The organism is Pseudomonas sp. zfem001 (genome assembly GCF_032621725.1).
Classification (GTDB): domain Bacteria; phylum Pseudomonadota; class Gammaproteobacteria; order Pseudomonadales; family Pseudomonadaceae; genus Aquipseudomonas; species Aquipseudomonas sediminis.
This window is the reverse complement of the sequence record NZ_JAVYJI010000008.1, coordinates 100,359-120,448: the sequence shown is the minus strand read 5'-3', so window position 1 is coordinate 120,448 and position 20,090 is coordinate 100,359. Positions and strand designations below refer to the sequence as shown.

At 60.9% G+C, this 20,090-nt stretch carries 16 protein-coding genes, 1 pseudogene and 1 riboswitch; of the genes and pseudogenes, 11 read left to right on the top strand and 6 right to left on the bottom strand.

Annotation, left to right across the window (positions count from 1 at the left end):
* The first annotated feature begins 908 nt into the window (after window positions 1-908).
* Complete coding sequence (locus RTH74_RS22605; RefSeq protein ID WP_179544064.1) at window positions 909-1,730, top strand: M48 family metallopeptidase; 822 nt, start codon at window positions 909-911, stop codon at window positions 1,728-1,730.
* A gap of 55 nt (window positions 1,731-1,785) precedes the next feature.
* Here the strand turns inward: RTH74_RS22605 and RTH74_RS22600 are convergent, their stop codons facing one another.
* The 4 genes from RTH74_RS22600 to RTH74_RS22585 form a co-directional block, all read right to left on the bottom strand.
* Window positions 1,786-2,229 (bottom strand): ketosteroid isomerase-related protein, encoded by a 444-nt coding sequence (locus tag RTH74_RS22600; RefSeq protein ID WP_092377492.1) that lies wholly within the window; start codon window positions 2,227-2,229, stop codon window positions 1,786-1,788.
* A 110-nt stretch (window positions 2,230-2,339) separates the two neighbouring features.
* Entirely contained in the window at window positions 2,340-2,921 is a 582-nt protein-coding gene (locus RTH74_RS22595) for a TMEM165/GDT1 family protein (RefSeq protein WP_316916151.1), read from the bottom strand.
* Window positions 2,922-3,002: 81 nt separating this feature from the next.
* A riboswitch (yybP-ykoY riboswitch) is annotated at window positions 3,003-3,135 on the bottom strand.
* 36 nt (window positions 3,136-3,171) lie between these two features.
* On the bottom strand, window positions 3,172-4,167 hold the full coding sequence (locus RTH74_RS22590; protein WP_316916121.1) for a class I SAM-dependent methyltransferase: 996 nt from the start codon (window positions 4,165-4,167) through the stop codon (window positions 3,172-3,174).
* A 32-nt stretch (window positions 4,168-4,199) separates the two neighbouring features.
* Entirely contained in the window at window positions 4,200-5,165 is a 966-nt protein-coding gene (locus RTH74_RS22585; RefSeq protein ID WP_099526141.1) for a 2-hydroxyacid dehydrogenase, read from the bottom strand.
* Between the two features lie 79 nt (window positions 5,166-5,244).
* Between RTH74_RS22585 and RTH74_RS22580 the strand changes: the two genes are divergently transcribed.
* Window positions 5,245-5,874, top strand: a complete 630-nt coding sequence (locus RTH74_RS22580; protein WP_143507590.1) for a LysE family translocator — start codon at window positions 5,245-5,247, stop codon at window positions 5,872-5,874.
* 45 nt (window positions 5,875-5,919) lie between these two features.
* Here the strand turns inward: RTH74_RS22580 and RTH74_RS22575 are convergent, their stop codons facing one another.
* Window positions 5,920-7,095, bottom strand: a complete 1,176-nt coding sequence (locus tag RTH74_RS22575; RefSeq protein WP_316916120.1) for an acetyl-CoA C-acyltransferase — start codon at window positions 7,093-7,095, stop codon at window positions 5,920-5,922.
* A 190-nt stretch (window positions 7,096-7,285) separates the two neighbouring features.
* Here RTH74_RS22575 and RTH74_RS22570 point away from each other — a divergent pair, with 190 nt between their 5' ends.
* From RTH74_RS22570 to RTH74_RS22550, 5 genes and pseudogenes are all read left to right on the top strand, one after another.
* On the top strand, window positions 7,286-8,968 hold the full coding sequence (locus RTH74_RS22570; RefSeq protein WP_316916119.1) for a fatty acid--CoA ligase: 1,683 nt from the start codon (window positions 7,286-7,288) through the stop codon (window positions 8,966-8,968).
* Between the two features lie 217 nt (window positions 8,969-9,185).
* Window positions 9,186-11,123: a DUF1302 domain-containing protein gene (locus tag RTH74_RS22565; RefSeq protein WP_099526137.1), complete on the top strand. Its 1,938-nt coding sequence runs from the start codon at window positions 9,186-9,188 to the stop codon at window positions 11,121-11,123.
* 32 nt (window positions 11,124-11,155) lie between these two features.
* Window positions 11,156-12,523 carry a DUF1329 domain-containing protein gene (locus RTH74_RS22560; protein WP_099526251.1) on the top strand — a complete coding sequence of 456 codons (1,368 nt, stop codon included), beginning with the start codon at window positions 11,156-11,158 and terminating at the stop codon, window positions 12,521-12,523.
* A 150-nt stretch (window positions 12,524-12,673) separates the two neighbouring features.
* Window positions 12,674-15,415 carry a LuxR C-terminal-related transcriptional regulator gene (locus RTH74_RS22555; protein WP_316916118.1) on the top strand — a complete coding sequence of 914 codons (2,742 nt, stop codon included), beginning with the start codon at window positions 12,674-12,676 and terminating at the stop codon, window positions 15,413-15,415.
* A 138-nt stretch (window positions 15,416-15,553) separates the two neighbouring features.
* A pseudogene (locus RTH74_RS22550) lies at window positions 15,554-15,730 on the top strand (alpha/beta fold hydrolase); the annotation flags it as partial.
* Window positions 15,731-15,826: 96 nt separating this feature from the next.
* Here RTH74_RS22550 and RTH74_RS22545 read toward each other — a convergent pair.
* Window positions 15,827-16,672: a metal-dependent hydrolase gene (locus RTH74_RS22545; protein WP_316916117.1), complete on the bottom strand. Its 846-nt coding sequence runs from the start codon at window positions 16,670-16,672 to the stop codon at window positions 15,827-15,829.
* Window positions 16,673-16,885: 213 nt separating this feature from the next.
* Between RTH74_RS22545 and RTH74_RS22540 the strand changes: the two genes are divergently transcribed.
* The 4 genes from RTH74_RS22540 to RTH74_RS22525 all read left to right on the top strand — a co-directional run bounded on the left by RTH74_RS22540 (window position 16,886) and on the right by RTH74_RS22525 (window position 20,089).
* Window positions 16,886-17,908, top strand: a complete 1,023-nt coding sequence (locus RTH74_RS22540; RefSeq protein WP_316916116.1) for an AraC family transcriptional regulator — start codon at window positions 16,886-16,888, stop codon at window positions 17,906-17,908.
* Window positions 17,908-18,555 carry an MBL fold metallo-hydrolase gene (locus RTH74_RS22535; RefSeq protein ID WP_316916115.1) on the top strand — a complete coding sequence of 216 codons (648 nt, stop codon included), beginning with the start codon at window positions 17,908-17,910 and terminating at the stop codon, window positions 18,553-18,555. Before RTH74_RS22540 ends, RTH74_RS22535 begins: the two co-directional genes overlap by 1 nt.
* Before the next feature lie 64 nt (window positions 18,556-18,619).
* Window positions 18,620-19,288, top strand: coding sequence for an OmpA family protein (locus RTH74_RS22530; RefSeq protein ID WP_316916114.1), 669 nt, complete (start codon window positions 18,620-18,622; stop codon window positions 19,286-19,288).
* A gap of 144 nt (window positions 19,289-19,432) precedes the next feature.
* The gene (locus RTH74_RS22525; protein WP_099526131.1) at window positions 19,433-20,089 is read left to right on the top strand and encodes an OmpA family protein; all 657 of its coding nucleotides are present in this window, start codon (window positions 19,433-19,435) and stop codon (window positions 20,087-20,089) included.
* Window position 20,090: the final 1 nt, after the last annotated feature.

Here is a 20,090-nt window from a genome sequence, read left to right as displayed (position 1 = left end):
ACCGCCAGGTCGGCACCGGCGATACCGCGAAACTCGCCATTGACCAGAATCGGCGAGGTGAAGGAGGCGAGCATGGTCATCTTGCCGCCGACGTCATAGGGGGCTGGATCGATCACGCAGGGGCGCTTGCGCTCTTTCGGGCAAAGGTAATATTCGCCCGCGCGCACCCCGGTTGGCAGCAGTTCTTCGCTTTCGGTCGAGCCGATCGAGTCGATGCCCAGGCTGCCGTCGGCATTGCGATACCACCAGGGCAGGAAGCGGCCGGTGCCGTCGTAGCCGTTTTCCTTGCTGCCGGCATAGATGTCGTCGCTGGCATCGAAGGCGTTCGGCTCCCAGCCCAGGTAACTGCCAAGTAATTTAGGGTTCTGCGCCGTGGTTTCATGCACCAGGTTGGCCAGTTCTTCGCGGCTGATGCTGAGCATCGGGCTGCCGTTGGCATCGGTCATGCCGAGCATGGCGTTGACGCGTGCCAGGTCGGCGGTGATCTGCAGGGGAGCTTCCAGTTCACGCTGGATTTCGCTGACCTGCGCCTGCGCTAATGCCGACAGGCGTTGCTCGATGACTTGTTCCAGTAGCTTCTGCGTGCGCTCCTGCACCAGGCTCTGGGTTCGGCCACTGGCGAACAGGGCGTAGAGTACCAGAGCCACAACGACCGCGAGCACGCTGGCGCCAGCAAGGAATGCCACGGAAAACTGGATCGACTTGAACTTCATGAGAGCTCCCGAGCGCAGAGCGCGCCTGTCACGAACTATCGGCAGTGACAGATGAAAACCTTAATGGACTGGTGGTGACGAACAGGCTGGTGTCGTATTCAGCAAAGATGGCGTACGGCTATCGCGCAAGTAACGCGGTTGCTCGTGCTGCGGGGGCGGCCTAGCATAGGGCGTCCGATTCAAGGAGGTAGCTCGATGAGCAAGGTTCTATATCTGAGTGGCCTGGCGGCGGCCGTGCTGCTGGCAGGTTGTCAGGCCGTCAATACCACCAGTGGTGGTGCGGTTGGCGTAGAGCGCAAGCAGTACATGTTCAGCATGTTGTCAGCTGATGAAGTCAATCAGATGTACGCGCAGTCCTATCAGCAGACGCTAAGCGAGGCATCGAGCAAGGGCGTGCTGGACAAGACCAGCAACAATGCCAAGCGTCTGCAGACCGTTGCCAATCGCCTGATCCCGCAGGCGCCGCGTTTTCGCCCGGATGCTGCCAACTGGCAGTGGGAGGTCAACCTGATCAAGAGTCCCGAGCTCAACGCCAACTGTGGCCCGGGCGGCAAGATCATTTTCTACAGCGGAATCATCGAGCAACTGAAGCTCAGCGATGACGAAATCGCCGCGATCATGGGCCACGAGATGGCGCATGCCCTGCGCGAACACAGCCGTGAGGCGATGTCCAAGGCCTATGGTATTCAGGTCGCCAAGCAGGGTGCTGGCGCTTTGCTCGGTCTCGGCGAGAGCGGCATGGCCATGGCGGATACGGTGGTGCAGTACAGCCTGACGCTACCCAACAGCCGCGGTAACGAGAACGAGGCTGATCTGATCGGCCTCGAACTGGCTGCTCGCGCGGGTTATGACCCGAATGCGGCCATCAGTCTGTGGCAGAAGATGGAGGCCGCCGGTGGTGGTGCGCCGCCCGAGTTCATGAGCACTCACCCGTCCTCCAGCAGCCGTATCGCTTCGCTGCAGGCGGCGATTCCCAAGGTGATGCCGCTGTACGAGCAGGCCAAGGCCGGGCGCTAAGTTCGGGCACGAAAAAACGGCGCGGCGTGATGGTTCACGGCGCGCCGTTTGCGTTTTAGGGTAGTGCCGTTTCGGCGAAGGGGCGAGGTTGCAGGCCCAGCTGGGCGCGGAAGCTTTCCATGTCGAACATGGTGCAGATCTCCTGAATCTCATTGCTGGGCGTCAGTGTCCAGAAGGCCATGGCCGAGATGCTCAGCACCTTGTCACTGGGCGGATAGCCCAGCGCGGGTTTCTGAATGGTGCCGATCAGCGTGCTCCAGGTCACCACCTTGTAGCCTTCGGCGACGCACTCCTCGACCACGATCTGCAGGTCCGGCATGGCGTAGCGGATATCCTGCACCATCCGGGCGAAGCCGGCACTGTCGAGTGGGCGCCCCATGAACGAGCTCTTGTAGAGAAAGTCGCGGCTGTGCAGCTGTTCGGCCAGGGCCAGGCGCCCCTTGTTCCAGGTCAGGTCGATGTGCTGGCACACCACCTTCTTGCGATCATCCAATGACATGCCGCCCTCCCGACTGCATACCGTATGACGTGACGTGGCACGCACTTTAGCAGCAGGCGGTAGGGGGCTGGGATTGGCCGAAATGCCAGTCTGTTGACGTCAGTGATTCGTCATGTCAGGCCGCTGAGTTTCATTGCCTGATAGCCGGCATAGATTGCCAGGGCGGCGAAGGCACAGGCCGCGAGGCGGCGAATCAGCGTCAATGGCAGGCGCTCGGCTGCGAAGTTGCCCGCCAGTACCACCGGTACGTTGGCCAGCAGCATGCCCAGCGTGGTGCCGATCACCACCAGGATGAAGTGCGGATACTGCGCCGCCAGCATCACGGTCGCGACCTGAGTCTTGTCGCCCATCTCGGCGAGGAAGAAGGCGATCAGGGTGGTGAGGAAGGGGCCGTATCTCTTCAGGCCGGATTCCTCGTCGTCGTCCAGTTTGTCCGGCACCAGGGTCCAGGCCGCTACGGCGACGAAGCTGGCCGCGAGAATCCAGCTCAGGGTGGCGGGTGAGAAGAAACCGGCAACCCAGTTACCCACAGCGCCAGCCGCGAAATGGTTGGCCAGGGTGGCGACGACGATGCCCCAGATGATCGGCCACGGCTTGCGAAAACGGGCGGCCAGCAGCAGTGCGAGCAACTGGGTCTTGTCGCCGATTTCGGCGAGGGCAACGATCAGGGTGGGGACGAACAGCGATTCCAGCATCAGGTTTCCTAAAGGGGCGGGTCGACACGGCTTATGACACGAACGACCTTCCCGCCCCGGGTATAGGTTGTGCGTGTCATAGGTCTTGTCAAACCGCAGGCCTCTCTATGTAGGCCTTGGGTCGTATACGCCATGCTCTGCGGAGCAAGTGTGTTGACGTATACCGGGCGAGCAGGGCGCTCGCGGGAGACTACTCCCCTAGGACGGGCGCAATTGTGCCCAAGCGCTGCGTTGGGAGCAACCCCAATCAGCGCCGGGCGCTGTAGATGCGAAAGCCATCGGCATCTGCCAGGGTGCGGCACGGGCCCAGATGACGCTCGATCAGTGGCGGGTATTTGAGGAAGCTGTTGGCCACCAGGCGCAGTTCGCCACCTTTTATCAAGTGGCGGGCTGCCTGGCTCAGCAGGTTCTCACTGGCTTGGTAGTCGGTGTGCACGCCTTGATGGAACGGCGGGTTGCTGACGATGGCGCTCAATCCTTCTGGCGCCGACTCGATTCCGGTGCCGGCGATCAGGTTGGCCGTCAGGCCATTGCGAGCCAGGGTCAGGCGGCTGCTCTCCAGAGCGAAGGCGTCGACATCCAGCAGGCTCAGCTCGCTGCCTGGATAACGCCGTTTGAGCGCGGCGCCGAGCACGCCAGCACCGCAGCCGAAGTCCAGCATGTGGCCGTTAGGCAGTTCATCCAGATGCTCGAGCAGCAGCGCGCTACCCCGATCAAGCCTGCCATGGGCGAAAACGCCGGGCAGAGTAACGATATCCAGTGCGCCGTCGGCCAACTGCAGTGGATAGCTCTGTGCCAGGGCATGCAGGTCGGGGACGGGCGGCGCCTGCTCTACCTCGACGCACCAGAGTTGGCAATGCCGCGCGCTGTCGAGCTTGCGTGGTCTGCCATAGGCTGCCAACTGCTTTGATGCGCGCTCGATACCGCCACGCTTTTCGCCGACCAGGTACAGCGGCTTGCCGGCTAGGCGCGAGGCAAGCGCTTGCAGCAGGTAGTCGCTCAGCTCGCGCGACTTGGGCAGGAACAGCACGGCAGCATGGTAGTCGCCTTCCGGCATACGTGTGTCGAAGTGGCTGCGGCCGGCAAAGCGCGCGGTGAGCAGTGCCTGATCGCCCGCATGCCAGTTCCAGCCACGAGCCTGAGGCAGGGCGCCAAGCAGGTCGTCAGCCGGCAGGCCGGCCAGCAACAGCTCGCCACCGAATAGCTCGGCCTGGCGCAGGAGAACTTCGCTTCGTGCATCCATGGTGGGGGTCCTGCCTGAAAAAGCTGCGCAGCTTACCCGACGACTCGCAGCGGTGCACCGGCGAAGAAGCCGACTGCGTTGTCGATCATCTGGCCGACGATGCGCTGGCGTGCTTCCTGACTACCCCAGGCGCTGTGTGGGGTGATGATCAGACGCGGAATGTCTGCGGCCAGCAGCGGATTGCCGTCCTTGGGCGGCTCCTGCAGCAGTACGTCGGTTGCCGCGCCGCCGAGATGGCCGCTACGCAGAGCATCGGCCAGCGCCTGTTCGTCGACCAGGCCGCCGCGTGCGGTGTTGATCAGAAATGCGCGCGGCTTCATCAGTGCCAGCTCTTCGGCACCGATCATATTGCGTGTCTGCTCGTTGAGTGGGCAGTGCAGGGTCAGGGCATCGACCTGTGGCAGCAGTTCATTCAGAGGCAGGCGATCAGCGCGCGCGGGCCGGCCCGGCAGTTGACCGAGCAGCACGCGCATGCCGAAGGCTTCAGCCAGACGGGCAACGGCGCCGCCCAGTTCGCCATGGCCGAGCATGCCCAGGGTCTTGCCTTCGAGCTCGACGATGGGGTGGTCTAGCAGGCAGAACTGGCTGGCTTGTTGCCAGCGGCCTGCGGCGATATCGCGCTGGTAGTCGGGCAGTCGCGTGGCCAAGGCCAGCAACAGCATCAGGGTGTGCTGCGCCACGGATGGCGTGCCATAACCCTGGCAGTTGCAGACGGTCACGCCATGGGCGCTGGCGGCTTTGAGGTCGACGTTATTGGTGCCGGTGGCCGCCACCAGCACCAGCTTCAGCTCGGGGCAGGCGGCGAAGGTGGCTGCGTCCAGCGGCACCTTATTGCTGATGGCGACCTGGGCGCCTTGCAGGCGTTCGGCGACCTGATCCGGACGCGTGTGCGCGTGCAGGGTCAGCTCGGCGAAGGCCTGATGCAGCGGTTGCATGTCGAGGTCGCCAAGGTCGAGAGAGGCGTGATCGAGGAAGACGGCGCGGGGACTTTTGCTCATCAGCTGTACCTTTTCGCAGGAGGGTCGCAGGAGTAGATTGGCGAGCCTACCAGACCTTCACTGTCGATGCGGAGCCGCCATGTACTGGAGTGAATTTCTCACCGTTGCCCTGATTCATCTGCTGGCGGTGGCCAGCCCGGGGCCGGATTTCGCCATCGTTGTGCGGGAGAGCGTCGGCTACGGTCGCCGCGCCGGGCTGTTCACCGCCTTTGGCGTAGGCACCGGCATTCTGGTGCACGTTACCTATTCGTTGCTGGGTATCGGCCTGATCGTGTCGCAGTCCATCGTTCTGTTCAACGCATTGAAATGGCTGGCGGCGGCTTATCTGCTGTACATCGGCATCAAGGCACTGCGTGCGCGCCCGGCCGACCCGGCTAGCGCCGAGCTGAGCCTGGCCGCCGGCGAGCGCAGCGGCCGTGGTGCGTTCGTCACCGGGTTCATCACCAACGGGCTCAACCCCAAGGCGACGTTGTTCTTCCTTTCCCTGTTCACCGTGGTGATCAATCCGCATACGCCGGTGGCGGTGCAGGCCGGTTACGGCCTTTATCTGGCCCTGGCGACTGCATTTTGGTTCTGCCTGGTGGCCTGGCTGTTCAGCCAGCAACGCGTGCGCGCCGGCTTCGCCCGCATGGGGCACTGGTTCGACCGACTGATGGGCGCGGTGCTGGTGGGGATTGGTGTGAAGCTGGCGTTGACCGAAATGCGCTAAACGAAAGAGCCCCGCGATTGCGGGGCTCGTTGCTGATGGGCTGGGTTACAGCAGTTCGATGGCCACTGCTGTTGCTTCGCCGCCGCCGATGCACAGCGAGGCGACGCCGCGCTTGCCACCTTTCTTCTGCAGGGCGTTGATCAGGGTGAGGATGATCCGCGAGCCGGTGGAACCCACCGGGTGGCCCTGGGCACAGGCGCCGCCGAACACGTTGACCTTGGCATGGTCCAGGCCGTGCTCGCGCATGGCCAGCATGGTCACCATGGCGAAGGCTTCATTGATCTCGAACAGGTCGATCTCGTCCTTGCTCCAGCCGGTCTTCTTAAGCAGGTTGCTCATCGCGCCGATGGGCGCCAGGGTGAACTCGCTCGGATCCTGGCTTTGGGTCGCGTGGGCAACCACCTTGGCGACCGGTTTGAGACCGCGCTTGGCCGCTTCATCGGCTGTCATCAGCAGCAGTGCGCTGGCGCCGTCGGAAATAGAACTGGCGTTGGCCGCAGTGATGGTGCCGTCCTTCTTGAAGGCAGGCTTGAGTGTGGGGATCTTGTCCAGGTTGGCCGTCAGTGGTTGCTCGTCATCCTTGACCACCACCTCGCCCTTGCGCGAGGTGACGGTGATCGGAACGATCTCCGCGTCCAGCGAGCCGTCCTTGATCGCCGCCTGTGCGCGGCGCAGCGATTCGATCGCGTAGGCGTCCATTTCCTCGCGGGTAATGCCGTATTTATCGGCGGTTTCCTGAGCAAAAGAGCCCATCAGGCGGCCAGTGCGCGCGTCTTCCAGACCGTCGAGGAACATATGATCCTTGATCTCGGCGTGACCCATGCGTAGGCCGGTGCGTGCTTTCTCCAGTACATAGGGCGCGTTGGACATGCTTTCCATGCCGCCAGCGACCATTACCTGGTTGCTGCCGGCCTTCAGCGAATCGAAGGCCATCATCACGGCCTTCATGCCTGAGCCGCACAGCTTGTTGATGGTGGTGCAGCCGGTAGCCGAAGACAAACCGGCATTAAGTGAAGCTTGGCGCGCCGGGCCCTGCTTGAGGCCGGCTGGCAAGACGCAGCCCATGATCACTTCCTGCACGTCGCTCGGTTCGATACCGGCGCGCTTGACCGCTTCACGAATGGCGGCCGCGCCCAGCTCTACGGCTGGCACGCTGGCCAGGCTGCCTTGAAAACCGCCCATGGGGGTACGTGCGCCGCTGACGATGACGATATCGGACATGCTGTTACCTCGAACGAAAGAGTGGCTCTGTGCCGCCTCTTTAAAGACTGGCTGGTGAGCTCGATTCTAACCCGTGACCAAAAGTGGCCATAGAGTCACGTGGCAAATCATTCTTTGGGCTGATTGAGAGCTGCGCGAGCCGCTCTAGAGTCGCTGCATACCTATTCCTAGCGTGCCTCAAGGTGATTTCATGCTGCAGACCCGACTGATCCCCCCCGCTGAAAACGCTCATGCCTATCCGCTGCTGATCAAGCGCCTGCTGCTGTCCGGTAGTCGTTACGAGAAGACCCGCGAAATCGTCTATCGCGACAAGCTGCGCTACAGCTACGCCACCTTCAACGAGCGTGTCGCACGGTTGGCCAACGTACTCAGCGAGGCAGGGGTCAAGGCCGGCGATACCGTGGCGGTGATGGATTGGGACAGTCACCGCTACCTCGAATGCATGTTCGCCATCCCGATGCTCGGCGCGGTGCTGCACACCATCAACATCCGCCTGTCGCCGGATCAAATCCTCTACACCATGAACCATGCCGAAGACCGTTTCGTGCTGGTCAATAGTGAGTTCGTGCCGCTCTATAACGGCATTGCCGGGCAACTGACCACCGTCGAGAAGACCCTGCTGTTGACCGATGGCGAAGAGAAGAGCGCCGAACTGCCGAACCTGGTAGGCGAGTACGAGAGCCTGTTGTCAGCCGCCAGCCCGCACTACGATTTCGCCGATTTCGATGAGAACTCGGTGGCCACCACCTTTTATACCACCGGCACCACCGGCAACCCCAAGGGCGTGTACTTCACTCATCGGCAACTGGTGCTGCACACCATGTCCATGGCGACCACCATGGGTGGCCTGGACAGCATCCGCCTGCTGGGCAACGACGATGTCTACATGCCGATCACGCCGATGTTCCACGTGCATGCCTGGGGCGTGCCGTACGTGGCCACCATGCTCGGGGTCAAGCAGGTATATCCCGGTCGCTACGAGCCGGACATGCTTTGCCGCCTGATCAAGGAGGAGAAGGTCAACTTCTCCCACTGCGTCCCGACCATCCTGCAGATGGTGCTGAGCGCGCCGGGTGCGCAGGGCCATGATTTCGGCGGCATGAAGATGATCATCGGTGGTAGCGCGCTCAATCGTTCCCTCTACGAGGCGGCCAAGGCGCGTGGTATCCAGTTGACCGCGGCCTATGGCATGTCCGAGACCTGCCCGCTGATTTCCTGTGCCTATCTCAACGAAGAGCTGCGCGCCGGTAGCGAGGACGAGCGCACCACTTACCGGATCAAAGCGGGTATCCCGGTGCCGCTGGTGGAGGCGGCGATCATGGATGTCGACGGAAAATTGCTGCCGAGCGATGGCGAATCCCAGGGCGAGCTGGTGCTGCGCGCGCCCTGGCTGACCCAGGGCTATTTCCGTGAGCCTGAGAAGGGCGAAGAACTTTGGGCACATGGTTGGCTGCACACTGGCGATGTGGCGACCATCGACGGTATGGGCTTCATCGAAATCCGTGACCGCATCAAGGATGTGATCAAGACCGGTGGCGAATGGATTTCCTCGCTGGAGCTAGAGGACCTGATCAGTCGGCATCCGACGGTGCGTGAGGTAGCGGTAGTGGGTGTGCCTGACCCGCAGTGGGGCGAGCGCCCGTTTGCGCTGCTGGTACTGCGCGAAGAGCAGGGGCTGGATGCCAAAGGCTTGAAAGAGCATCTCAAGCCCTTCGTCGAGCAAGGTCACATCAACAAGTGGGCGATTCCCACGCAGATCGCCCTTGTTACTGAAATTCCCAAGACCAGTGTCGGCAAACTGGACAAGAAGCGCATTCGCGTCGAAATCGCCCACTGGCAGGAGGCGGGCAGCGCGTTCCTGTCTACGCTGTGAGGTGCGCATTGACTGGGCGGTGAAAGTGACCGCTCAGTCAAACAAGCGTTTGGCTTGCTAATTGCTGTTTCCCGTCCATGCTTGGCTAGGGGCAGGGCCTGAAACCTGCGAGCCAGAGTGCCTGGAGGCTGCAAATCACACTTTCGAGGGATCAAGCAGTACCACCCGCTGGCTATAGTCAAAGCATCCATAACAAAAAACACATGGAGTAGCGTCGATGACAACAAAAACAAAACCCTACTGGCGCCTGGCAAAACTGCCGCTGGCCGTCAGCCTCGCTTCCACCCTTGCCGCTCCGGCATTCGGCGTCACTTTCAATATCGGTGAGATCGAAGGGCAGTTCGACTCGGCGCTGTCTGTTGGTGCCAGTTGGTCTACTGAGAGTGCCGACAAGGACCTGATCGGTTTCAACAATGGTGGTCGTGGTCTTTCTCAGACTTCTGACGACTCCAAGTTGAACTTTAAGCGCGGCGAGACCTTCTCCAAGATCTTCAAAGGCGTCCACGATCTTGAACTGCGCTATGGTGATACTGGCGTGTTCGTTCGTGGCAAATACTGGTATGACTTCGAATTGAAGGATGAAAGTCGCCCGTTCAAAGATATCAGCGATAGCAACCGCAAAGAGGGTGCACAGTCTTCGGGGGGTGAGATTCTCGATGCTTTCATCTACCACAACTATGCGATTGGCAATCAGCCAGGCTCTGTGCGTCTTGGGAAACAGGTAGTTAACTGGGGCGAAAGCACTTTCATAGGTAATAGCATTAACGCTGTGAACCCCATTGATGTTGCCGCCTTCCGCCGCCCAGGCGCAGAAATCAAAGAGGGCCTGATACCGGTCAATATGTTTTTTGTCTCGCAGAGCCTGACCGATAACTTGTCAATGGAGGCGTTCTACCAGCTCGAGTGGGATCAAACCGTCGTAGACAATTGCGGTACTTTCTTCGCCCAGCCGGATATCGTGGCAGATGGCTGTGACAACAATCTAGCGGTTCTGCGTACCCGAAGCGAAGTACAGGCTGCATCTGGTGGCGCCGGTGCTCCAGTCCTCGAAGCGCAGGGGGTGCAGTTCAGTAGCGAGGGGGTGATTGTACCGCGGTCTGGAGATCGTGATGCGCGTGATAGTGGGCAGTGGGGTTTAGCTTTCCGCTACTTATTCGAGCCGCTGGATACCGAATTCGGTTTCTATGCGATGAACTACCATAGCCGTGCGCCTATTTTCAGTGCTACTGGCGCTCAGGCGTCTGTTTATAATGCCACTACTCTTGGAGCTTTGGCTGCCCTCGCTCCCCTGCGTGTCGCTGGTAATTCTAGTTATTTTATGGAATATCCAGAGGATATACGTCTCTATGGCATTAGCTTTGCCACTACACTGCCGACTGGTACAGCTTGGAGTGGTGAATTGAGCTATCGCCCGAACGCACCTGTGCAGCTCAACTCAACTGATATTCTCTATGCAGGCATCAAACCACTCGCCAACAGTGCATTTAACCCTGCTGCCGCTACCTTCGCTGGTGCTGGCGTAGGTAATGTGTCGCTGCTAAATGGTGTGCCAGGTCAGGATCTGAATGGCTATCGCCGCAAAGAAATTACCCAGTTCCAGACGACCTTCACCCATTTCTTTGATCAGGTAATGGGCGCGAGTCGTCTCACTTTGGTTGGAGAACTGGGTATCGTTCATGTCGGTGGGCTCGAGGACTCCAGCGAGGTCCGCTACGGGCGAGATCCAATTTACGGCCCAGGCCCTCTTCCGGGTAACTATGCAGTCTCTGGCGTTGGTGTGTTCCCAACTTGCCAAGGCCTCAATGTTTCTACCGTTGGTAACAATCGCAACGGAAAGAACGTCAGCAAGTACTGCGAGGATGATGGTTTCGTAACATCTACATCTTGGGGGTACCGAGTTCGTGCTATTTGGGATTACCCGAACGTCTTTGCCGGTGTGAACCTGCGTCCGAGTGTTGCTTGGTCTCATGACGTCGAAGGATATGGTCCCAATGGTATGTTCACCGAGGACGCCAAGGCTGTAAGCCTCGGGCTCAATGCTGAATACCAGAACACCTACACCGCAGATCTGTCCTATACCAGCTTCTTCGACGGCAAGTACAACACCTCCGTTGACCGCGACTTCGTTGCGCTCAGCTTCGGTATGAACTTCTAAGCGGTCAGGAATTTCGAGGAATCATGATGCAAATGAAAACAACAAAAAAACTGTGGCAAAGCGGTGTCCTGACCCTGTCTCTGCTGGCTACCGGCGTGATGGCGGCAGTGTCGCCTGACGAAGCTGCGAAGCTGGGCAGTACCCTGACTCCGGTCGGTGCCGAAATGGCAGGCAATGCCGATGGCTCGATCCCTGCCTGGACCGGTGGTCTGCCAGCCAACGCCGGCGCGGTCGATCCGCGAGGTTTCCTGGCCGATCCGTTCGCCAGCGAGCAGCCGTTGTTCACCATCACTGCGCAGAACGTCGATCAGTACAAGGACAAGCTGACCCCCGGCCAGCTGGCGATGTTCAAGCGCTACCCAGAAAGCTACAAGATGCCGGTCTACCCGACTCACCGCTCTGCCAGTCTGCCGGCTGCGGTGCTGGAGGCGACCAAGCAGAACGCTGTGAACACCAAAATGGTGGAGGGCGGTAACGGCCTGGAGAACTTCCAGACCGCCAACCCTTTCCCGATTCCGCAGAACGGTCTGGAAGCGATCTGGAACCACATCACCCGCTACCGCGGTGGCAGCGTGCGTCGTCTGGTTACTCAGGCGACTCCGCAGCCGAACGGTTCCTACTCGCTGGTCTACTTCCAGGACGAGTTCACCTTCCGTGATGCTCTGACCGACTTCGATGCGAGTAAGGAAAGCAACGTACTGTTCTACTTCAAACAGCGCGTAACTGCTCCGTCTCGCCTGGCTGGTAACGTGCTGCTGGTGCACGAAACCCTCAACCAGGTGAAGGAGCCACGTCTGGCGTGGCTGTACAACGCCGGTCAGCGTCGCGTGCGTCGTGCTCCGCAGGTGTCCTACGATGGTCCGGGTACCGCCGCTGACGGTCTGCGTACCTCCGACAACTTCGACATGTACAACGGTGCACCGGATCGTTACGACTGGAAACTGGAAGGCAAGAAGGAGATCTATATCCCCTACAACGCCTACAAGCTCGATTCGCCCAGCCTGAAGTACTCCGACATCATCAAGGCTGGCCATATCAACCAGGACCTGACTCGTTACGAGCTGCACCGTGTATGGCACGTGACCGCGACCCTGAAATCGGGTGAGCGCCACATCTATGCCAAGCGTGACTTCTACATCGACGAGGACACCTGGCAAGCCGCTCTGATCGATCACTACGACGGCCGTGGCACCCTGTGGCGCGTAGCCGAGGCGCATGCCCAGTACTACTACGACAAGCAAGTGCCTTGGTACACCGTGGAAACCCTGTACGACCTGCTGTCCGGTCGCTACCTGGCCCTGGGTATGAAGAACGAGGAGAAGCAAGCCTACGACTTCAACTACAAGGCCGCTGGCAGCGATTACACCCCGGCCGCTCTGCGTCAGGCTGGCGTTCGCTAAAACCTGCCTCAAGCAACACGACGAAGCCGGCCTTGTGCCGGCTTTTTCGTTACGGACTGTAGCGGGCGCTTCAAATGGCCATTGCAAGTCGCTAGGCTGGGTTCAGATCGAGCCCGCCGATGCACATAGAAGACTTCCAAGAATAGGCCGATGACAGATCTCTCACGCTCGCCAGGTTTTCCCTACACGCCGGCTACACCGGTGGAGGCGCGTTTCTATCGTCCGCCGCTGCCGGCAGGACATATGCCGCGCCCCAGGTTATGCGATCGTCTCGAAGAGGGCTTGCAAGGGCGCTTGCTGCTGGTCAGTGCGCCAGCAGGCTTTGGCAAAAGCTCGCTAGCCATCGAGTTCTGCGAGCGACTACCCGAGCACTGGCACAGTCTCTGGCTCGGGCTGAGTGAGCGTGATCATGATCCGGGGCGCTTCCTCGAGCGTCTGTTGCAGGGGCTGCAGCAGTTCTACCCCGGTTTGGGGGAGGAGGCGCTCGGTCTGCTGAAGATGCGCCAGCGTCACCAGCCCTTCGCGTTCGAGCAGTGGCTCGATGGTTTGCTCGATGAGCTGACTCAGCAACTCGATGAGGGGCAGCCGCTGTTGCTGGTGCTGGACGACTACCATCTGGCGCAGGGGCCGGTACTGGATCGTTGTCTGCAATTCTTCCTCAACCATTTACCACCCGGCGTGCTGCTGTTGGTCACCAGCCGTCAGCGGCCGGATTGGCACCTGGCGCGTTTGCGTCTATCGCGACAGTTGCTCGAACTCAGCGAGCAGGATCTGCGGCTGACCGCCACGGAGTTGGATGCCCTGCTGGCAAGTCAGGGCGCGCACCTGGAAAAGCAGCAGGTCACTGGGATTCTGCAGCGCAGCGAAGGGTGGATTGCCGGTTTACGCCTGTGGCTGTTGGCTGTCGAAGAACTGGCCGAAGCCGGCGAGGGACTGCAGCTGCATGGAGGCGAAGGGCTGATCCGTGAGTACCTCCTTGAAGAGGTCATCGAGCGGCAGCCCGTCGAGGTGCAGCAGTTTCTCTACGAAACCGCCTGCATGGAGCGCTTCTGTGCCGAGCTGTGCGACGCGGTGCGTGACAGCCACGACAGCGCCGCGATCATCCGTCAGTTGCAGGCCAACCAGGTTTTTCTGGTGCCGCTGGATGAGCAGGGGCATTGGTTTCGCTATCACCACCTGTTTTCCGATCTGCTCAATGCACGGACTGCTGACGGTTCGAGCCGTTCTCACAGCGGTGCTCACCTGCGTGCCTGTCGCTGGTTCGCTGCGCAAGGCATGCTGGATGCCGCCATCGAGCAAGCACTGCTCGCAGGGCAGGCCGATGTCGCTGCCAGCCTGGTACAGAACCTGTCCGAGGAGCAGATGCTGGCGGAGCAGAACATCGCCATGCTGCTGCGCTGGAAAACCAATCTGCCGGATGACCTGCTGGCCAGCACACCGCGGCTGATCATGCTCTATGGCTGGGCACTGGCGCTGGCCTGCCAGCTGGACGCCGCCCAAGAGCTGCTTGATCAACTCGCACGCTTCCTTCCAGCAGCCGAGCCTTCCGCCCAGCGCAGCCTGCTGGCGCAGTGGCAGGCGCTCGACGGGGTCATCGCCCGTGGTCGTGGCGATGGTACACGTGCCGAGCAGCAATGTAGCGAGGCCTTGGCCGGTTTACCGGTGGAGCGTTATGGCCCGCACTTCATGTGCTTGTCGGCGTTGTCCAATCTGGCCATGGTGCGTGGCGATCTGTGGCGTGCGCGTGGGTTGAACCGCGACGCGCTGGAGTTGGCGCAGCGCATCGACAATCCTCTGCTCGAGGCACTGGCCCACTACGAGCGCGCCCGCGTACTGCAATCCCGTGGCGAGGTGCTGCGCGCGCAGGAGGAAGTGCATCAGGGGTTGCTGCTGGTGCAGCGTTTGCCTGCACAGCGTAGTTACTCGGTGCGAGCGCGATTGACGATTTATGAAGGTTATCTGCTTAGTCTGCGCTTGCAGCCTCAGGCCGTGGAGCGCTTGCGGGCGGGAATTGCCGAAGCGCGAGCCTGCCGCGACGTTGGGGCGCTGATCGGCTATTGCGTGCTGGCCAGCCTGGAAGGACGTGATGGACGGCCTGCCGAGGCATTCGCGCTGCTCGGTGAGGCCGAGCGCCTGATGCACGTCTGGGATGTACCAGCGATTTATTATTTGGCGATGATTACGCTGATGAAGTGCGAGCTGTGGTTGCGTCAGGGGCAGGTCGAACTGGCCGCTGCCTGGCTACCGCAGTTGGCGGAAACCTATGGTGATCAGGGGCGGGCACTGGCGCCAGAGTTTCACCCGCAGTTGGCGTTGCATATCGATTTGCAGCAGGCTGCTCTGGAGCGCCTGCAGGGCGAGCTGGAGCATGCGGAGCGCCGTCTGCGTGCGTTGCAACAGCGTGCACAAGGGCTGGGTGGTCAGTTGGTCGGCCTGGTGGCGCAGGCCCAGCTCGCCCAGCTACTGAAGCAAACCGGGCGAGAGCGTGAGGCACAGCAGCAGCTCGATACTTGCCTGGATCTCGCTCAGGGCGGTGCACTGTTACCTTTCATCGAGCTGTTGCAGCATCAGCCACGGTGGCTACGTGAGCGCCTGCAGGGGCGACCGGCCTGTCCGCTGCGCGACGCGTTACTTGCCCAGTTGCCGGGCAGTCGGGATTCGGACGAGGAGGTGGTCGCAGAGGAGAGCGCCCTGGCGGAAAAACTCAGTGGCCGCGAGTTGGCGGTGCTGCAGTTGATCGCGCGCGGTTGCTCCAATCAGCAGATCAGCGAGCGTCTGTTCATCTCCCTGCACACGGTCAAGACCCATGCCCGTCACATCAACAGCAAGCTTGGTGTCGAGCGGCGTACTCAGGCGGTAGCTCGGGCCAAGGGCCTCGGCCTATTGCGCTGATGTGTGCCTCACAGGAAAAGCCTAGAACGCATCTAGCAGGCTGGACCTTCGCCCTGACGCAGCAGCAGCGGGGCGGCAAGCTGGTGCCGATAGAACCGGCCGGCTATCCGAGGCGCAAGGTGTTGTGGATGATCGCTGCCACACTGCTTGATGTGGGGTGAGCGTGATCGCTGGATTTCACCCAAGCATGTGCCGCTGTGGCAGCACGATTTGCCGGGTATTCAGGTCAAGGTCTATCCGGGCGTCGGGCATATCCCCATGGAGGAAGTTCCCCAGCAGAGCGTAGCCGATGCAATGAAATTTCTACTGAGCTGAGCGGAGCCAGCAAAGGCTCAGCGAAAACCCGGGGCACGAACAGGCCCGGACAGATTCCGGGCTTGTTTGTATTGCGTGGCGGGGCTGCGCTGCGCTTCAGGCGGCTCCGGCCTGAATCAACGAGGCACTATCAAACTCCTCGCGGGCGGCGTACAACAGTTCCAGGTTGTTGTGCTCCCAGGGGTGGAAACCGTCATTGAAGAAGTCCAGATAAGTTCTGATCAGCGGGCGGAACACACCCTCCTTGCCCCACATCCAGCGGATGCCGTCACGCCATACGCGCCAGTTCCACAGTAGGCCGTCGACCTTGAGCATATGTGCCAGGCCTCGTGTGGTGTCGAGCACGAAGAAGAAGGTGCCCATGATCATCGCTCGGCGCAGCAGCTTGCGGCTGCCACACATCTGGTTGTAGACATCGAAGGCCACCGCTTTATGCTCGGTTTCTTCCAGCGCGTGCCAGCGCCATAGGCGAGCCAGAGTTGGATGAGCGCCCACCATATAGGCGTCATTTCTCAGCAGGCCATCGGCCATGATCGCGGTGATGTGTTCAAGTGCTGCGGTCGCGGCCAACTGCCGCTGCGGCGAAAATTTCTTCTGCGTGTAGCGAATGCGTGCGCGGGCACGTTTCTCCATGCGCTCGACGTTGTAACCCAGGTCGCGCAGACGCTGGCTGTACTCCAGGTGTTCACGGCTGTGATGGCCTTCCTGGCCGATGAAGCCGCGAATCTGTTCCTTGAGTACTGGGTCGTCGATACGGTCGCGGAACTGGCGCACTGAGTCGATGAAGAAGCGCTCGCCATCGGGAAACAACACCGACATGGCATCGAACAAATGAGTCTTGAAGGCGTCGCCGCCGTTCCAGTGACGCGGCAACGGGTTGGGTAGATCGAAGTCCACGTGCCTGGGCCGAATCTGCAATCCTTCCGGTGTGGTACTGGCCATGAGAGATCCATTTCGCTATTTGACTGGTTCCCACTATGGGCGCCATGCACCGCTAAGCACAGGTTCGTAACAGCCAAGGTTGCAGTCATATTTGGCCATTGTGCAGTTCCAGTAAAAAGTTAGGGTGGCAGCGCTGCGGCGAACAGGGATTCGCTGAGTTAAGGTTGGTGATCAGGGCGGTCATTTGCGGCCGGCCAACAGAACAACGACCTCATGAAGCACACCCTCAACTTCACTGCTGAACTGGTGCCTGTGGCCTATGCCGAAGCACTTCTGGCGCTGGCCGAAGAGCTCGGCCTGGCGCGTGCCGAGCTGTTCGTCGCGGCACGGGTACGCCCTGAGGTGCTGGGCAGCCCCAATGGCCGGCTGTCCTTTATCGACTTTCATCAACTGACCCAGGCCGCACTGGAGCGCTGCGGCGAACCGGCGCTCGGCCTGGTATTGGGACAGCGCCTGAACGTCTCTACCCACGGCATCCTGGGTTATGCGGTGCTGTCCAGCGCCAGTCTGGGTAAGGCGCTGCAGTTCGCCCTGAAGTATTACCGCGTGCTCGGTCTGTCCTTCGAGCTGGAACAGGTGGAGCGTGGCGAGGACATGGAATTACGCGCCGTCGAGTCTTTCCCCATGGGGCCGCAATCGCGCTTTACCGCCGAAGGCCTGCTGACCAGCATCCACACCATTGCCCGCTTTCTTCTGGGAGAAGAGTTGCAGGGCTTGGCCGTCGGTTTTGCTCATCCAGCACCAGACTACGCCGAGCGCTATGCCGAGGTATTCGGTGTGGCCGCGCAGTTCGAACAACCCTATCACTGGCTGCGTTTACCCCGGCATTACTTGCAACGGCCCATGGCCCTGGCCAATCCGGCCACGGTGCAGATGTGCGAGCAACAGTGCGAGGCGCTGTTGGCCAGCCTCGATGTGCAGGACGGCCTGCTGACCCGCTTGCGCCGTCTGCTGTTGGCCCGCCCAGGCGAGTTTCCCGATCTAGGAAGCGCCGCGAGCGCCTTGCACACCAGTGGCCGCAGCCTGCGCCGACATCTGGCCCAGATGGGCACCAGCTACCAGCAGGTGCTCGACGAGGTACGCAAGCGCCTGGCCCTGCAATACCTGAGCACCACACATTTGCCGTTGTATGAAATCGCCTATCTGCTGGGCTTTAGCGACCCGTCCAACTTCCGCCGTGCATTTCGTAAATGGACCGGTAAACTGCCAGGCGATTACCGTAACGAGGCCTCCTGATGACCACCGCCGAACGCCCCGCCCTGATCCGCGAAACCTTCCCTGTCGGGCCTTTGCAGTGCAACTGCACCATCATCGGCGATCCACTCACGAAAAAGGCCATTGTGGTCGACCCGGGCGGTAATCCCGATCTGATCATGGCGCGTCTGGAAGCCCATGGACTCAAAGTGGTCAGCATCATCCACACGCATGCCCATCTCGATCACTTTCTTGCGTCTGGACAGATGAAGGAGAAGACCGGCGCCACCTTGCACCTGCACAAGGAGGACCAGTTCCTCTGGGACAACCTGGAGATGCAGTGCAGCATGTTCGGCGTGCCTTACACGCCCGTGCCGGCGCCAGACAAGTGGCTGGCCGATGATGAGGAGCTAGCCTGCGGTTGCGGTGTGGCGCTGTATACGCCGGGCCACACGCCTGGGTCGATGAGCTTCTGGTTCGAGGACGCCAAGCTGCTGATCGCCGGTGACACCCTGTTCCGTCGCGGTATCGGCCGTACCGATCTGTGGGGCGGTGATTACGCCACTATCGAACGTTCGATCAAGCAGCGCCTGTATAGCCTCGATGAGGATGCCACCGTGGTTACCGGCCATGGCCCGGACACTCGGCTGGGCGATGAGATGCGCGAGAACCCCTTTATTCGCGCGTGAGAGGGCACTAATGGCGGCGTGATCACTCAAAGAGCCATCACCCACCGTTCATGGAGACGCCTTCATGTTCCGCCTGCCCATTATTGCCCTTTGCACCTCTGCGCTGCTGCTTGGCGGTTGCGCCTCGCAGAATCCTTATGATCAGAGCGCACCGAGCTCCAACCGCACCGCCACCTATGGCGGCATCGGCGCACTGGCTGGCGCGGCTGCCGGTGCATTGATCAACCATGACAACCGTGGCAAGGGCGCGCTGATCGGAGCTGCTGTAGCCGGCGCCGCTGCGGCAGGTTACGGCTACTACGCCGACAAGCAGGAAGAAGAGCTGCGTCGCAGCATGCAAGGCACCGGGGTCGAGGTGCAGCGTCAGGGCGATGTGATCCAACTGATCATGCCCGGCAACATCACCTTCGCTACCGACTCGGCGCAGATCGCCAGCAGCTTCTACCAGCCACTGAATAACCTGGCCAACTCCTTCCGCCAGTACAACCAGAACAGCATCGAGGTCGTCGGTCATACCGACAGCACTGGCTCGCAAAGTCACAACATGGCGTTGTCGCAGCGCCGCGCGCAAAGCGTGGCCGACTACCTGCTGGCTCAGGGTGTCGACCCTAGCCGTCTGAGCACCCGTGGCATGGGGCCGGACCAGCCGGTAGCGAGCAACGCCACGGCAGATGGTCGTGCGCAGAACCGTCGTGTCGAGGTGACATTGCGACCGTTGCCGGGCGTGCAGTAACGCGCGTGTACCGGGCAGAACTGCTCTGGATCGCAGTCCCTGTCCGCCCGGGCTGATAAGCTAGGGCGGAACTTCACCGTGCCTTGGCGGTTCGAAGACTGTGGCATGTCTGCCCGATACCAGAAGAAATCCTAAGGAATCCCTATGAAGACCAGACGTAATCTGATCGCAGCAACTGCGCTCATGGCCATGCTGGCTGGCTGCACCACCAACCCCTACACCGGCGAAAGCCAGGCCGGCAAAGCTGGTATCTACGGTGGTATCGGCGCGGCTACCGGCGCAGTCATCGGTGCTGCGACGTCGAGCAAGAAAGATCGCGGCAAAGGTGCGCTGATCGGTGCGGCAGTCGGTGGCGCGGCTGGTGGTGGTTACGGCTATTACGTCGACACTCAGGAAGCCAAACTGCGTCAGACGCTGCAGGGCACTGGCGTGCAGGTGCAACGCAACGGCGATGACCTGAAATTGATCATGCCGGGCAACATCACCTTCGGTAGCAACTCGGCGGACATCTCCAGCAGCTTCTACCCGACGCTCAACTCGCTGGTGCTGGTGTTCAAGGAGTTCAACAAGAACGGCGTGAACATCGTCGGCCATACCGACAGCACCGGTTCGCAGGAACTCAATCAGAGCCTGTCGCAGCGTCGCGCTCAGAGCGTGGCCAACTACCTGACTGCCAACGGCGTGCCGGGGCAGCGCATCTCTGCCTACGGTGCTGGCCCGAGCCAACCGATTGCCAGCAACTCCACCGATGCTGGCCGTGCGCAGAACCGTCGTGTCGAGATCAACCTGCGTCCGCTCTAAG

Bases quoted from the DNA above. Each gene is read 5' to 3' on its own strand.
- RTH74_RS22560 (WP_099526251.1), top strand. From the start codon at position 11,156: ATGAAAACAACAAAAAAACTGTGGCAAAGCGGTGTCCTGACCCTGTCT.
- RTH74_RS22540 (WP_316916116.1), top strand. From the start codon at position 16,886: ATGAAGCACACCCTCAACTTCACTGCTGAACTGGTGCCTGTGGCCTAT.
- RTH74_RS22555 (WP_316916118.1), top strand. From the start codon at position 12,674: ATGACAGATCTCTCACGCTCGCCAGGTTTTCCCTACACGCCGGCTACA.
- RTH74_RS22565 (WP_099526137.1), top strand. From the start codon at position 9,186: ATGACAACAAAAACAAAACCCTACTGGCGCCTGGCAAAACTGCCGCTG.
- RTH74_RS22575 (WP_316916120.1), bottom strand. From the start codon at position 7,095: ATGTCCGATATCGTCATCGTCAGCGGCGCACGTACCCCCATGGGCGGT.
- RTH74_RS22590 (WP_316916121.1), bottom strand. From the start codon at position 4,167: ATGGATGCACGAAGCGAAGTTCTCCTGCGCCAGGCCGAGCTATTCGGT.
- RTH74_RS22545 (WP_316916117.1), bottom strand. From the start codon at position 16,672: ATGGCCAGTACCACACCGGAAGGATTGCAGATTCGGCCCAGGCACGTG.
- RTH74_RS22605 (WP_179544064.1), top strand. From the start codon at position 909: ATGAGCAAGGTTCTATATCTGAGTGGCCTGGCGGCGGCCGTGCTGCTG.
- RTH74_RS22530 (WP_316916114.1), top strand. From the start codon at position 18,620: ATGTTCCGCCTGCCCATTATTGCCCTTTGCACCTCTGCGCTGCTGCTT.
- RTH74_RS22570 (WP_316916119.1), top strand. From the start codon at position 7,286: ATGCTGCAGACCCGACTGATCCCCCCCGCTGAAAACGCTCATGCCTAT.
- RTH74_RS22580 (WP_143507590.1), top strand. From the start codon at position 5,245: ATGTACTGGAGTGAATTTCTCACCGTTGCCCTGATTCATCTGCTGGCG.
- RTH74_RS22535 (WP_316916115.1), top strand. From the start codon at position 17,908: ATGACCACCGCCGAACGCCCCGCCCTGATCCGCGAAACCTTCCCTGTC.
- RTH74_RS22525 (WP_099526131.1), top strand. From the start codon at position 19,433: ATGAAGACCAGACGTAATCTGATCGCAGCAACTGCGCTCATGGCCATG.
- RTH74_RS22600 (WP_092377492.1), bottom strand. From the start codon at position 2,229: ATGTCATTGGATGATCGCAAGAAGGTGGTGTGCCAGCACATCGACCTG.
- RTH74_RS22585 (WP_099526141.1), bottom strand. From the start codon at position 5,165: ATGAGCAAAAGTCCCCGCGCCGTCTTCCTCGATCACGCCTCTCTCGAC.